Raw genomic sequence first — 13,803 nt, 5'->3', positions numbered from 1 at the left:
AACTCGCTGGTTTGAAATATAAATCACATTGCCCTGCAAACTCAAGAGGGAGTGCTCGTCGGCCCTCACCAAGGACCCGAGGGGCCCAGGTGGACGCGCGCCCCTCGACGGCCGGCGGGCGCTCCCGCGAGGCGATTGGAGAACGACACAACGGATCGGGTCCGGTTCGTCGTGGAGGCCGAAGAAGCGTCGCCGGGGTGGGCTTAACGTTCGGACATGCCCCGCCTCTCCCTCAGCGACCTGTATCACATCGCGATACCGGCGGATCCCCGGCTGCACCCCGGCGCAAGCAGCGTGGCCTACGTGGTCACCACCGCCGATCGGGAATCCGACGAGAACCGGTCCGAACTCTGGCTGGCCGCACCCGGCGTCGAGCCGCGCCGTCTGACGGGTGGCCCACGCGACTCCTCCCCGCGCTGGTCGCCCGATGGGAGCTCGCTGGCCTTCCTCCGCCCCGTGGAGGGAAGACCACAGCTTCATCTGCTGCCGATGGACGGCGGAGAGCCCCGCGTCCTCACCACCGCGGCACTGGGCGCGGGCCCGGCGGTCTGGTCCCCCGACGGCACCAGGATCGCGTACGGCGCGCCGCACGGCGACCTCGACCGGAACGCCCCGGTGGTGGCCGACAGCCTGGAGTACAAGGCCGATGGCGCGGGCCTGCTGCGTGGTCTCACCACGCACCTCTTCGTGGTGGACGTGGCGACGGGTGAGACCGGGCAGCTCACCGCGGGCGACTTCCACGCGGGTGAGCCGTCCTGGTCGCCGGACGGCCGGCGGCTCGCCTTCACCGCGAGTATGGAGCCCGATCGCGACCTGGTCGTCAGCAGCGAGGTCTACTCGGTGGACGCCTCCGGCGGCGAACCCGAGCGGCTCACCGGCCCCGGTGTGATCTGCACGGGGGTCTGGTGGCTGGGCGGACGGCTGCTGGTCGCCGGATACGCCGGTGACCCCGTCGGGCACGTCCGCCTGTTCGAGCTCGGGACGGACGGGCTCGTGGAGGTCAAAACCGGACTCGACCGCAACGTCATGCTCGGCGCGCCGGGCTATCCCGGCGCGACGCCTCAGCTGGCGGGGGACGACCTGATCTTCTGCGCCCGTGACGGTGGCTTCACCCACCTCTACCGGGCCCCCGGCGAGAAGATCGTCGGTGGGGACCGGGTGGTGTCCGGGGTCAGCGCCGTGGGGGGCAGGATCGCCTACGTCGCCGCGACGCCGGACAGCGCGGGAGAGGTCTATCTCGCGGACCTCACCGCGGGCCGGGCCGGTGCCCCGTCAGGCGATGTCCCGGCCGTACCCGGAGTGACGGCGCCGGAGACGACAAGGCTCTCCGCCTACGCGCTCCCCGGCGTCGAGCTGTTCACCCCGCGAAGCCGTACCTTCACCGCCCCCGACGGGACACCGGTCGAGGGTTTCGTGCTGCGGGATGAGACGCTCACCGAGCCCGGGCCGCTTCTGCTGGACGCGCACGGCGGCCCCCACAACACCTGGGCGCCGGTCTTCGACGGCGTGCACCTCTACCACCAGGTGCTCGCCGCACGGGGCTGGACCGTGCTCACCCTCAACCCCCGGGGCAGTGACGGGTACGGCGAGGCGTTCTACACCGCCGCGCTCGGTGCCTGGGGCCTCGCCGACACCGGTGACTTCCTGAGCCCGATCGACCAACTGGTCGCCGAAGGCGTCGCCGACCCCGACCGGCTCGCGGTGACCGGCTACAGCTACGGTGGCTACATCTCCTGCTGGCTGCCCACCCAGACCGGCCGGTTCAAGGCCGCCATCCCGGGCGGGTGCGTCAGCGACCTGGTCAGCATGGCCGGCACCTCCGACGCGGGACATCTCCTGAAGACGTACGAGTGCCGCGGCGACATCGCGGCCCAGTCCCCGATGAGCCACGTGGCCCAGGTGACCACGCCCACCCTGATCCTGCACGGTGAGAACGACGACCGGTGCCCCGTCGGCCAGGCCGAGCAGTGGTTCGCCGCGCTGCGCGAGCGGAACGTGCCGGTACGGCTGGTTCGCTACCCGGGTGGCTCTCACCTGTTCATCCTCAACGGCCGTCCGTCCCACCGGGTGGACTACAACGAAAGGATCGTCGAATGGCTGGAGCAGTGGATCCCGGTCACTGGCACGCCCGTCTCGCCGAGCTGATCACCGAGTACGAGGTTCCCGGCGCGAGCCTGGCCTTCCTGCACGAGGGGGAGGTGCACGAGTTCGCCGCGGGCGTGCTCAACGTGGAGACCGGGGTGGAGACGACCACCGACTCGCTCTTCCAGATCGGCTCGGTCACCAAGGTCTGGACCGCCACCCAGATCATGCTCCTCGTCGAGCGGGGCGAGCTGACGCTCGACACCCCGGTCGCCGAGGTCCTGCCGGAGTTTCGGGTCGCCGACCCCGAGGTGACCAAGACCGTCACCGTCAGGCACCTGCTCTCGCACACCTCCGGCATCGACGGGGACCTGTTCCTCGACACCGGCCGTGGTGACGACTGCATCGAGAAGTACGTCGAGGCCTGCGCGGACCTCGCGCAGAACCACCCCCTCGGCGCCACCCAGTCGTACTGCAACTCGGGTTTCATCATCGCCGGGCGCGTCGTCGAGCGCCTCACCGGCAAGGGGTGGGACGCCGCGCTGCGCGAGCAGATCGTCGAGCCGCTCGGCCTGACCCACACCTGGACCCTGCCGGAGGACGCGCTGCGCTTCCGCGCCGCCATGGGCCACGTCGACGGCGCACCCGCCTCCGTCTGGGGCCTGATGCGCTCCTGCGGCCCGGCGGGGTTGATCTGCGCACGTCCCGCCGACGTCGTGGCCTTCGCCCGCGCGCACCTGGGCACCGGGCTGCTCGCCGACCCGCAGGCGATGTGGGAGCCGCAGGTGGACATCCCCAACCCGCACACCCTCGGGAAGCAGTGGGGTCTGGGCTGGATCCTGGACGAGTGGCAGGGGCGCCGGATCATCTCCCACGGCGGCAACACCATCGGTCAGGCGGCCATGCTCTGGGCGGTCCCCGACACCGAGACGGTCGTTTGCGTGCTGGCCAACGGCGGCCACAGCGCCGCGTTCCAGCATGCCCTGGCCACCGAGCTCTTCGGCGAGCTGCTCGGCCTGGCCGTGCCGCCCGTGCTGGGACCGCCGGCCGAGCCGTTCGAGACCGACGTCGAGCGGTACGCCGGCGTGTACGAGCGGGCGGGCAACCGGATGACGCTGACGGTCCGCGACGGCAGGCTCTCGCTGTACAGCGAGGCCACCGGAGCCCTCGCCGGGCTGCAGCCGCCCATGGAGTTCGACCTCGTGCCGGTGGACGACGTCACCTTCGTCGGCCGCCCGGAAGGAGAGCCGCAGTGGCTGTCGGCGGTGTTCTACGAACTCCCCGACGGTTCGCCGTACATTCACCTGGGTGTGCGTGCCACGCCCAAGATCGCTTGAGGAGCCGGCATGTTTGAGAACCTGCGGGAGCGTTTCGACGAGGCGGCACGGCGGCACGGCGTGCCCGGCGCCGCGCTCGCGGTCTGGGCGGGCGGCGAGCTCGTCGAGGTCGCCACCGGCGTGGTGAACAGGAACACCGGAGTGGAGACCACGACCGACAGCGTCTTCCAGGTCGGCTCCACCACCAAGGTCTGGACCGCCGCCCTGGTGATGCAGCTCGTGGACGAGGGGCTGGTCGAGCTGGACCGGCCGGTCCGCGACTACCTGCCGGAGTTCGCCGTCGCCGACGGCGCGGAGAAGTCCATCACGGTCAGGCACCTGCTCACCCACACCGGCGGCTTCGACGGCGACCTGTTCGAGGACACCGGGCGCGGCGACGACTGCCTGGACAGGTATGTGGACTTCCTGCATGACGCGGGCCACGTGCACGACCCCGGAGCCCTGTTCTCCTACTGCAACGCCGGGTACTGTGTGCTCGGCGCCCTGGTCGCGCGGGTGCGTGGCACCACGTGGGAGCGGGTGATGCGCGAGCGTCTGCTGGACCCGCTCGGCGCCACGCACTCGGCGCTGCTGCCCGAGGAGGCGATTCTGTTCCGGGCGGCGGCCGGTCACGTCGGCCCCGAGGGCGCCGTCCACCACAGGTGGGACATGCCGCGCTCCAACGCCCCCGCGGGTTCGACCATGTGCCTGGCCCCGCGTGAGCTGGTCCGCTTCGGCCGGATGTTCACCGCAGGGGGCTTGACGGAGGACGGCACCCGGCTGCTGTCTGAGGAGTCGGTCGCGGCCATGCGGACCAGGCAGGTCGACGTGCCCGGGGTCTCCGGGCTACTCGCCGACCGCTGGGGCCTGGGCTTCGAGCTGTTCGACTGGGGAGGGGAGGTCTACGGTCACGACGGCGGCACGATCGGGCAGAGCACGTTCTGGCGGGTCGCGCCGGGAGCGGACTTCGCGATCGCGATGAGCGCCAACGGCGGCGGCTTCCTCGGCCTGCTCGTCGATGTGGTGCTACCGGTGATCCGCGAGGCCACCGGGCTCGCGGTCCCGGACTTCCCGGTTCCGGCCGGGACGCCGCAGGTCGTGGACCTCACGCCGTACACCGGCAGGTACCAGGGGCCGATGATCTCCTATGAGGTGGCCGAGGTGGACGGCGGCCTGGACATCACCATGATCCCCGGCGAGTTCATGACGAACGCGGGCACCCCGCGCACCACCACCCGCTTCGTCCACCACTCCGACCACTCCTTCATCGCGGTGGAGCCGCAGGACAGCAGGCACGAGACGATCACCTTCGTGGTCGAGGACGGCCGCGCCTCCTATATCCACAACGGACGGGCGCTGCCCCGTGCGTGACGCGCTGCGTGAGGTGTTCGACGACGCGGACGTGGAGGGCTTCATCCACGTCCGCGACGTCGACGGCGACACCGAGACCGGCCTCGGTGCAGACGAGCCGGTCGTGCTCGCCTCGGTGTTCAAGATCCCAATCGTCCTGGAGTACGCCAGGCAGGCCGCGGCCGGGACCCTGGAGCGCACCGAGCGGCTGACCGTCACCGCCGCCGACAAGGACGGCGGCATCGGTACCTCCGGCTGCGCCGACGACGTCTCGCTCACCCTGCGCGACCTGGCCCACTTCATGATGACGATGAGTGACAACGCGGCCACCGACGTGCTGCTGCGCCGGGTCGGGCTCGGCAACCTGCATGCCACGCTGCGCGAGCTCGGCCTGGAGCGCACCCGCCTGATCGGCGGCTGCGCCGAGCTGCTCGGGAGCGTCGTGGCCGAGCTGGGCCTCTCGGGTGAACTCGGCGTCTCCGACGAGGAGCAGCTCGCCGGGGTGAGCGAGGAGCGGATCCGGGCGCTGTCGGTCCTCGACCCGGAACGGACCACCTCGGGTACGCCCCGTGAGACCACGACCCTGCTGAGCAGGATCTGGCGGGACGAGGCCGGACCTCCGGAGGCCTGCGCGGAGGTGCGGAGGATCATGGGCAACCAGATCTGGCCGCACCGGCTCTCCTCCGGGTTCGGCGACGAGGTGAAGGTCTCCGGCAAGACCGGCACGCTCTGGGGCATCCGCAACGAGGCAGGTGTCGTGGAATATCCGGATGGGAGGCGCTACGCCGTCGCGGTCTTCCTGCGGACCGGCTCGCTTGGTCTCCGGTTGCCCAAGGCTGACGCGGTGATCGGCCGTGCGGCTCGCATGGCTATTGATCACCTAAGAGAATAATGTCGCTTTATGTCCGTTATCGTGAGCGGATGACCAATCGGCCACGGGCAAGCCTGCAGCGGATCCTGGAGGATCTGGGCAGTAGCGTGCTGGACGCGGCAGCCTCCCCCGAGGAGCTCGACGCCGAGGTAACCGGCGTGCACATCTACGACCCCCTCGACGAGTTGCTGCTCCCGGCGGGGAGCATCCTGCTCGCCGTCGGGGTCGACCGCGCCGAGCAGATCTGCGCCCTGCTCGACGCGGCGGGTCAGGCGGCGGGGGTGGTCGTCAAGCAACCGGTGGACATCGACGAGCTCGTCCGAGCGAAGGTCCGCCAGACCGGGGTGGCGGTGCTGGGCCTCACCCGGGCCGCCTCGTGGGCGCAGGTGGCCGCGCTGCTGCGTTCCCTGCTGGCCGAGGGCGACCTCGCCGAACCGGGGGAGGACCCGCCGGACGACCTGTTCGCGCTGGCCAACGCCGTGTGCGCGCTCCTGGACGCGCCGGTCACCATCGAGGACCGGTCATCGCGGGTGCTGGCGTACTCCGGGCGGCAGGACGAGGCCGATCCCGGCAGGGTGGCGACCGTGCTCGGCCGCCAGGTGCCGGAACGGTACCGGCGGATGCTGGAGGATCGCGGATTCTTCCGCAGGCTCTACCAGAGCCGCGAGCCGATCTACATGGAACTGGACGACGACAGCATCAACCGGGCGGCGATGGCCGTCCGGTCCGGAGACGAGATCCTCGGCTCCATCTGGGCCGCGGTGCGGGAGCCGCTGAGCGATCAGCGGCAGCGCGCCCTCGCCGACGCCGCCAAGATCGTCGCACTGCAGTTGCTCCGGCAGCGGGCCGGGGCGGACACCAGGCGGCGGCTCCGCGCCGACCTGCTCTCCACCGTGCTGGCGGGTGGCCGGGACGCGGCGGAGGCCGCCGGGCGGCTCGGCATCGCCAGCGGCCGGCTGTGCGTGCTCGCGGCTCAGCTCAGCGGCGGATCCCACGTCGACGCCGCACACCGGGAGAGCGACAGGCAGCGATTCTGCGACGCGCTCGCCCTGCACGTCGGGGCCATCCACCCCAAGGCCGCCGCCGCGCTGGTCGGCTCGGTGGTCTACGCCGTACTGCCACTGCACGCCGGTGGCGAGGAGGAGTCACGGGCCGTGCGGGTCGCCGAGAGCTTCCTCGCCCGGGTCGGTCCCCGGCACGCGGCCAACATCGGCGTGGGGCGCCTGGCGGGCAACCTGGCCGAGGTGGCCAGGTCCAGGGCCGACGCCGACCGGGCGCTGCGGGTGCTGCGTGCCCGCGAGGCGTCCGGCGCGGTCGCCGGCTACACCGGTGTGCACTTCGAGGCGCTGCTGCTGCAGCTGTCGGACCTGGTCGAGGCCGAGGAACAGGTTCCCACCGGGCCCTACGAACGGCTCGTGAGGCACGACGCCGAGCACGGCAGCGAACTGGTCGCCACTCTGCGGGCCTATCTGGACGCGTTCGGCGACGTCAACGCCGCCTCGGCAAGGGTGCACGTGCACGCCAACACCTTCCGCTACCGGTTGAAGCGGCTCATCGAGATCAGTGGCCTGGATCTGGCCGATCCCGACGCGCGGCTGACCGTGATGCTCCAGATGCGGATTTTCGGACGGTAGCACGATGGATTACGGGCTTTTCGTGGTGGAGGACGAAGAAGGATCGCCGGGAAAAGGCAAATGTGGGGCATCACCCCCACCTCCTTGGAGTCCCGATGAGAAACGCAGGAGCGGTGGCCGTGCTCGGCGCCCTCAGCCTGTTCGCGGCCGCGTGTGGCGGTACGGCGGACTCCCCGCCGGCTGGAACCGCCGGCGGCGGCACCTTCAACTTTGCGATCGCCAGTGACCCCGGGGTGCTGGACCCGGCCATGGGCGTGCTCTCGGTCACCAACACGGTGCTGTCGCTGGCCTACGACACGCTGACCCGCGTCGGCCCCGACGGTAAGATCATCCCCGGTCTGGCCGAGAAATGGGACGTCAAGCCGGACTCGGTGACCTTCACCCTCCGCAAGGACGTCACCTGCTCCGACGGCTCCAAGCTCACCCCCGCCGATGTGGCCGCCAACATCAACCACATCGCCGACCCGGCCACCAAGTCGCCGGTCTACGGAGTGCTGGTGCCCACCGGGATGAAGGCCGAGGCGGACGACACGGCCGGGACGGTGACGCTCTCCACCCCGAAGCCCTTCAGCTTCATCCTGCAGAGCACGCCGATGGTGTTCATCGTCTGCGGCAAGGGGGTCGAGGACCGCTCGGTGCTGGCCCGCGGCACCTCCGGTTCCGGGCCCTACACGCTTACCGAGGCGGTGCCCGGCGACCGCTACACCTTCCAGATCCGCGAGGACTACGCCTGGGGGCCGAACGGCGCCACCACGAAGGAGCCGGGCCTGCCCGCCAAGGTCGTGCTGAAGGTCGTGCCGAACGAGCAGACCGCCGCCAACCTGCTGATCTCCGGTGACCTCAACGGCGCGGTCATCTACGGCGCCGACCGCGCCCGCCTGGAGGCCAGCCCGGGAATGGGCAGCACCACCCCGCCCATGGGCAACGGGCAGTTCTTCTACCACCAGGGCGACGACCGGCCCGCCAAGGACCCGGTGGTGCGCAAGGCGCTCACCCAGGCGGTCAACCTCAAGGAGCTCGCCGGGATCGCCTCCAGCGGCACCGGCCGTCCGCCCACCGGGCTGGTGCTGGAACCGCGGCCGTGCCAGGGCGACACCGTCACCGGCCACCTCCCGGCATTCGACGAGGCGGCCGCGGGCGCCGCGCTGGACGCCGCCGGCTGGAAGGCCGGCGCCGACGGCATCCGTGCCAAGGACGGCCGGAAGCTGGAGTTGCGCCTGCTCTACATCACCACCAGAGGACCGGGCGTGCAGGCCGCGGCCGAATACCTCGCCGCCGGGTGGAAGAAGGCGGGCGTCGACGTCAAACTGAACGGCGTCATCGACACCAAGTTGTCGGAGTCGCTCAACACCACCCAGGACTGGGACGTCGTCTGGCTGCCGATCGGTGTCACGCTTCCCACCCAGCTCGTCGGCTTCCTGTCCGGCCCGGCGGCGCCGAAGGGCGCCAACTTCTCCCACCTGGCCAACGCCCGCTACCAGAAGCTGGTGGCCGAGGCCCAGCTCAAGCCCGCCGAGGAGGGCTGCAAGCTCTGGCTGGAGTCGGAGTCCGCGCTGTTTGAAAACGCCGACCTGGTGCCGGTCGTGGAGAACACCGTGCTGATCGCCGCAAAGAACGCGAAGTTCAACATGATGGCGGGCCTGTTCTCCCCGACCTCCATCCGGATGACCGAGGCGGGCTGAGTGGCCGAGACCTCTCGCCCGCAGGCCGGCGGGCACCTGCCCGCCGGCCGGGTGCTTTCTGGGCGGACGCTATCCGGCCGGGCGCGCGGCGCGTTCGCGCTACGGCACCTCGTCCGCTTCGTGATCTCGCTGGCCGTGCTGCTCGTCGCGTCGTTCGCGATGATCCATCTGATCCCGGGCGACCCGGTGCGTGCCTCGCTCGGCCCCGCCGCGCCGGTCGAGTTGGTCGCCGCCAGGCGGGCGGCGCTCGGGCTGGACCAGCCGGTCCTGTCCCAGCTGGTGTCCTACGTCCGCAACGTGCTGGGCGGGGAGTTCGGCACGTCGTTTCTCAGCGGGGAACCGGTCGGTGAGGTCATCGCCACCCGGCTTCCCAACACGCTCGCCCTCGCCCTGCTCGCGACCGTCGTGGCACTGCTCGTCGCGGTGCCGCTCGGCATGTGGGCGGGGGTCCGCACCGAGAACGGCCGCCACCGGGGCACCGAGGCGACCTTCACCTCGGCGACCGGCGCGGCCGTCGCCGTGCCCGAGTTCCTCTACTCGATCGCCTTGGTGACCGTGTTCGCGATCGGTCTCGGCTGGTTCCCGCCGGCGGGCAAGGGCGGGCCGGAATCCTATGTGCTGCCGGTCCTCGCCCTGGCCATCGCGCCGGCGGCGATGATCGCGCGTATCTCCCGGGTGGAGACGTTGCGCGAGCTGGGCAGGGACTATGTGCGGCTGGCACGCGCCAAGCGGCTGCCCGCCGCCCGGCTGTACGTGCGGCACGTGCTGCCCAACACGCTCACCGCGACCCTCACCGTGGGCGGGCTGCTGCTCACCGGCCTGATCGCCGGAAGCGTGCTGGTCGAGTACGTCTTCGCCTGGCCGGGTCTCGGCCTGCGGATCGTGGAGTCGATCACCCAGAAGGACTATCCGGTCGCCCAGGGCGTGATCCTCGTCTACGGCGCGATCGTGCTCGCGGTGAACCTCCTCGTCGACCTGCTGCTCGGCGTGCTCGACCCCACGTCCGCCCTGAAGGAGAGCTGATGCGGCACCTGCTGCGGACCCCCGCCGGGCTCGCCGGGACCACGCTGGTCGCGCTCATGGTGGTGCTGGCGATCGCCGGGCCGCCGATCTGGGGCGCCGAGGCCGAGCGCATCGACCCCGCGGCCATCCTCCAGGGAGTCTCGGCCGCGCATCCGCTCGGCACCGACAACCTGGGCCGCGACATCCTCGCCCGGGTGCTGGTCGCCGGCCGGCTCTCGCTGGCCCTCGCCCTGCTGGCCACGCTCATCGGCGCGATCGGCGGGACCGTGCTCGGCGCGCTCCCCTCGGTACTGCCCCGTCGTGCCGCGCGCCTGGTCAACGGCATGGTGAACGCGCTGGTCGCCTTCCCGGGACTGCTGCTGGCCATGTTCACCGCGGTGATCGCGGGGCTCGGTGCGCGAGGTGCCGTGCTGGGCATCGGCGCCGCCATCGCGCCCGGTTTCGCCCGGCTCACCCAGACGCTCGCCGCCTCGGTCGCCGGGGCCGACTACGTGTCGGTCGCCCGTATGCTCGGGGTCCCCCGGCGGCGGATCATGGCGCGTCACGTCCTGCCCAACATCGCCGAGCCGTTGATCCTCAACCTCACCCAGGCGCTGGGCGGCGCGCTGCTCGGGCTCGCCGGGATGTCCTTCCTCGGCCTGGGGGTGCAGCCGCCGTCGTTCGACTGGGGGCGGTTGCTGTTCGACGGCTTCGGCCGCATCTACTCCACCCCGGCCGTCGCCCTCGGACCCGCCGTCGCGGTGGCACTCGCGGGCATCGGGTTCAACCTGCTGGGGGACGTCCTGGCACGTGCCGCGTCGCGCACCGCCGTACCGGCGGGGAAGGCCCGTCCGCAGGCCGTCTCCGCGCCCGGAGAGCCCGGAGAGCCCAGAGAGTTCGGCGAGCCCGACCCGGAGGCGATACTGGAGGTGCGCGACCTCACCGTCACCTTCCCCGGCGGCGTGACGCCGGTGCGCGGACTGTCGCTGACCATCGCGCCCGGCGAGATCGTCGGCCTGGTGGGGGAGTCGGGCAGCGGCAAGAGCCTGACCGCGTCGGCGATCGGCGGGCTGGTTCCCTACCCGGGCGAGGTGAGCGCGGCGCGGCTGCGGTTGTGCGGCGCCGACCTTGGCGAGCTGCCGGAACAGGAGCGCCGCAAGCTGCTCGGCACATCGCTGGCGATGGTCTTCCAGGACCCGATGGCCTCGCTCAACCCGGCGCTCAGGGTCGGCGGGCAGCTCGCGGAGGTGGCGACCGTGCACCAGGGCGCGAGCCGTGCCGAGGCCCGGACCAGGGCCGTGGACCGGCTCGGGCATGTGCACATTCCGGAGCCGGGCAGGAGGGCCCGGCAGCACCCGCACGAGCTGTCCGGCGGCATGCGGCAGCGTGCGGTGATCGCGATGGGCCTGATGGGCACACCGCGACTGATCATCGCCGACGAGCCGACCACCGCTCTCGACGTGACCGTGCAGCGGCAGATCCTGCGCCTGCTGCGCGAGGTGACCGGCGAGGCCGGCGCGGCGACCCTGTTCATCTCCCACGACATCGCCGTGGTCGGCGAGCTGTGCCACCGGGTCGTGGTGATGTACGCGGGCCGGGTGGTGGAGGAACTGCCGGTCGAGAAGCTGGCCTCCGGCGCCGCGCACCCCTACACCCGCGCGCTGGTCGCCTCGCTGCCCGACATGGACACCGACAGGTCCCTGCCGCTGGCCAGCATCCCCGGCCATCAGCCCGCACCCGCCGAGGTCGGCGGGGGGTGCGCCTTCGCGGCCCGCTGCGAGCTGGCGACCGACCGCTGTGCCGAGCGTCCGCCCCTGATCCCGTACGGCAAGACGCATCAGGTCGCCTGCTGGGAGGTTTCATGATCATTAAGAACCTGGCGGTGCGGTTCGGCGCGTTCACCGCCGTCGACGACGTCACGCTGGAGATCCCGGCCGGGGCGATCGTCGGCCTGGTGGGGGAGTCCGGGTCGGGGAAGTCCACGCTGGCCAGGGCGGTGACCGGGCTGGTGCCGTACACCGGTGAGATCGTCGGCGGTGATCCGCGGCGGATCCAAATGATCTTCCAGGATCCCTACGCCTCGCTCGACCCGCGGATGACCGTGGGCGCGTCGGTGGCCGAGGGGCTCCGCGTGCCCCGCGCCGCCTGCCGGGCGGAGGTGGAGCGGTTACTGTCGCTGGTGTCGCTGCCCGTCTCACTGGCGGGGCGCTATCCGCGTGAGCTGTCCGGTGGTCAGCGCCAGCGGGTGGCGGTCGCCCGGGCGCTGGGCGCGCGCCCCGAGCTGCTGGTCGCCGACGAGATCACCTCCGCCCTGGACGTCTCCGTCCAGGGGGCGGTGCTCAACCTGGTCCGCTCGCTGCGCGCGGAACTCGGGCTGTCGATGCTGTTCATCTCGCACAACCTCGCCGTGGTCCGGTACGTCTCCGATGCCGTCGCGGTGATGCACCGGGGCAGGCTGGTCGAGATGGGGGCGACCGAAGACGTGGTGGGGTCGCCCCAGGACGACTACACCCGCTCCCTGCTTGAGGCGGTGCCCCGCCTCAGGCGCAGCTGAGAGACGGCCGGTCTCCCGCCTCTCTCCCGTCCGGAACGGGGGAGGCGGAAGACCGGCCGCGTTGTGGGAAGTTCCGGCCGCGGCGTGTGCCACGACCGGCTCCCCTTCCCGCTGATTCCCACTGAGGCGGGAAACGCCCGCTAGACGGTGATCCATTCGGTGGAGACGGTGACCTCGTCCAGGATGTCGTGGACGGGGTCGACGCCGATGCCGGGGCCGGTGGGGACCTCCAGATGGCCTTCGTGCAGCTCGAAGGGGGCGGTGACGTCGGTGGCGTAGTAGCGGCGGGAGGCGGAGGTGTCGCCGGGCAGGGTGAAGCCGGGCAGGGCGGCCAGGGCCAGGTTGGCGGCGCGGCCGATGCCGGTCTCCAGCATGCCGCCGCACCACAGGGCGACGCCGTGGGCGCGGGCCAGGTCGTGGATGCGGCGGGCTTCGAGGTAGCCGCCGATCCGGCCGGGTTTGACGTTGATGATCGAGCAGGCGCCCAGGGTGATGGCGGCGGCGGCGTGTTCGGCTGATTCGATGGATTCGTCCAGGCAGATGGGGGTGGTCAGCCGGGTGGCGAGCCGGGCGTGCTGAACCATGTCGTCGTCCGCGAGGGGCTGTTCGATGAGCAGCAGGCCGAAGTCGTCGAGTCTGGCCAGGTGGGGGGCGTCGGCGAGGGTATAGGCGGCGTTGGCGTCGACCTGTAGCAGGAGATCGTCGCCGAAGCGTTCGCGGACGGCGCGGACGGGGGCGAGGTCCCAGCCGGGTTCGATCTTCAGTTTGATCCGGGCGTAGCCCTCGTCGAGGTAGCCGGTGACGGCGTCGAGGAGTTGGGGGATGGAGTCCATGATGCCGACCGACACTCCGCAGGGCACACGGTCGCTGTCCGCGCCGAGGAAGGAGGCCAGGGACTGGCCGCCGGTGCGGAGCTGAGCGTCCAGGACGGCGGTCTCCAGGGCGGCCTTGGCCATCCGGTGACCTTTGAAAGGCCGCAGGGCGCGGCCGGTGGTGTGGGCGTCGGCGTGGGCGGGCAGGGCGGGGATGAGGAAGCGGCGCAGGACCTCGGCGGCGCCGTCGACGTATTCGGAGGAGTAGAGCGGCTGGGACATGGCGACGCATTCGCCCCAGCCCTCGGCGTCGGGGGTGACCACGCGCAGGAGCAGTATGTCGCGTTCGGTCTCGGTGCCGAACGAGGTGCGGAAGGGGGCGACCAGCGGCATCCTGATCCGCCGCAGTTCGATTCCAGTGATCTTCATCATGGTGTGCGGCCTCCGCCGCGTCTCCTTCCGATAGCGCCGCCGGTCAGGCGACCCTGTTACAGGATGTC

Annotated in this window: 10 protein-coding genes; 9 read left to right on the top strand and 1 reads right to left on the bottom strand. The window is 71.3% G+C overall.

Annotated elements, in window-relative coordinates; translation table 11 throughout:
- The first annotated feature begins 216 nt into the window (after window positions 1-216).
- From ACQP0P_RS29415 to ACQP0P_RS29375, 9 genes are all read left to right on the top strand, one after another.
- A complete protein-coding gene (locus ACQP0P_RS29415) occupies window positions 217-2,145 on the top strand; it encodes a S9 family peptidase (protein WP_433360428.1) in 1,929 nt (642 codons plus the stop codon).
- Window positions 2,094-3,419: a serine hydrolase gene (locus ACQP0P_RS29410; RefSeq protein ID WP_433360425.1), complete on the top strand. Its 1,326-nt coding sequence runs from the start codon at window positions 2,094-2,096 to the stop codon at window positions 3,417-3,419. The genes ACQP0P_RS29415 and ACQP0P_RS29410 overlap by 52 nt, the downstream gene beginning before the upstream one ends.
- 9 nt (window positions 3,420-3,428) lie before the next feature.
- Window positions 3,429-4,769 (top strand): serine hydrolase domain-containing protein, encoded by a 1,341-nt coding sequence (locus ACQP0P_RS29405; RefSeq protein WP_433360422.1) that lies wholly within the window; start codon window positions 3,429-3,431, stop codon window positions 4,767-4,769.
- Window positions 4,762-5,640 (top strand): serine hydrolase, encoded by an 879-nt coding sequence (locus ACQP0P_RS29400; RefSeq protein ID WP_433360419.1) that lies wholly within the window; start codon window positions 4,762-4,764, stop codon window positions 5,638-5,640. The genes ACQP0P_RS29405 and ACQP0P_RS29400 overlap by 8 nt, the downstream gene beginning before the upstream one ends.
- A gap of 29 nt (window positions 5,641-5,669) precedes the next feature.
- Window positions 5,670-7,253 carry a PucR family transcriptional regulator gene (locus ACQP0P_RS29395; RefSeq protein ID WP_433360417.1) on the top strand — a complete coding sequence of 528 codons (1,584 nt, stop codon included), beginning with the start codon at window positions 5,670-5,672 and terminating at the stop codon, window positions 7,251-7,253.
- A 95-nt stretch (window positions 7,254-7,348) separates the two neighbouring features.
- Window positions 7,349-8,935, top strand: coding sequence for an ABC transporter substrate-binding protein (locus ACQP0P_RS29390; RefSeq protein WP_433360415.1), 1,587 nt, complete (start codon window positions 7,349-7,351; stop codon window positions 8,933-8,935).
- Window positions 8,936-9,958: an ABC transporter permease gene (locus ACQP0P_RS29385; protein WP_433360412.1), complete on the top strand. Its 1,023-nt coding sequence runs from the start codon at window positions 8,936-8,938 to the stop codon at window positions 9,956-9,958.
- Window positions 9,958-11,802: a dipeptide/oligopeptide/nickel ABC transporter permease/ATP-binding protein gene (locus ACQP0P_RS29380; protein ID WP_433360409.1), complete on the top strand. Its 1,845-nt coding sequence runs from the start codon at window positions 9,958-9,960 to the stop codon at window positions 11,800-11,802. Before ACQP0P_RS29385 ends, ACQP0P_RS29380 begins: the two co-directional genes overlap by 1 nt.
- The gene (locus ACQP0P_RS29375; RefSeq protein WP_433360406.1) at window positions 11,799-12,491 is read left to right on the top strand and encodes an ABC transporter ATP-binding protein; all 693 of its coding nucleotides are present in this window, start codon (window positions 11,799-11,801) and stop codon (window positions 12,489-12,491) included. The genes ACQP0P_RS29380 and ACQP0P_RS29375 overlap by 4 nt, the downstream gene beginning before the upstream one ends.
- A gap of 140 nt (window positions 12,492-12,631) precedes the next feature.
- Here the strand turns inward: ACQP0P_RS29375 and menC are convergent, their stop codons facing one another.
- On the bottom strand, window positions 12,632-13,732 hold the full coding sequence (menC, locus tag ACQP0P_RS29370) for an o-succinylbenzoate synthase (RefSeq protein ID WP_433382170.1): 1,101 nt from the start codon (window positions 13,730-13,732) through the stop codon (window positions 12,632-12,634).
- Window positions 13,733-13,803 lie beyond the last annotated feature (71 nt).

The sequence above is a fragment of the Streptosporangium sp. CA-115845 genome, assembly GCF_050943795.1.
In the GTDB taxonomy this organism is placed as follows: domain Bacteria; phylum Actinomycetota; class Actinomycetes; order Streptosporangiales; family Streptosporangiaceae; genus Streptosporangium.
Note: the sequence above shows the minus strand (reverse complement) of the source record. Positions and strands in the feature narration are given on the sequence as shown.

What these genes read in the sequence shown, in the direction of transcription:
- ACQP0P_RS29380 (WP_433360409.1), top strand. Translation starts at nt 9,958, where the DNA reads ATGCGGCACCTGCTGCGGACCCCCGCCGGGCTCGCCGGGACCACGCTG.
- ACQP0P_RS29415 (WP_433360428.1), top strand. Translation starts at nt 217, where the DNA reads ATGCCCCGCCTCTCCCTCAGCGACCTGTATCACATCGCGATACCGGCG.
- ACQP0P_RS29395 (WP_433360417.1), top strand. Translation starts at nt 5,670, where the DNA reads ATGACCAATCGGCCACGGGCAAGCCTGCAGCGGATCCTGGAGGATCTG.
- ACQP0P_RS29390 (WP_433360415.1), top strand. Translation starts at nt 7,349, where the DNA reads ATGAGAAACGCAGGAGCGGTGGCCGTGCTCGGCGCCCTCAGCCTGTTC.
- ACQP0P_RS29405 (WP_433360422.1), top strand. Translation starts at nt 3,429, where the DNA reads ATGTTTGAGAACCTGCGGGAGCGTTTCGACGAGGCGGCACGGCGGCAC.
- ACQP0P_RS29375 (WP_433360406.1), top strand. Translation starts at nt 11,799, where the DNA reads ATGATCATTAAGAACCTGGCGGTGCGGTTCGGCGCGTTCACCGCCGTC.
- ACQP0P_RS29410 (WP_433360425.1), top strand. Translation starts at nt 2,094, where the DNA reads ATGGCTGGAGCAGTGGATCCCGGTCACTGGCACGCCCGTCTCGCCGAG.
- menC (WP_433382170.1), bottom strand. Translation starts at nt 13,732, where the DNA reads ATGAAGATCACTGGAATCGAACTGCGGCGGATCAGGATGCCGCTGGTC.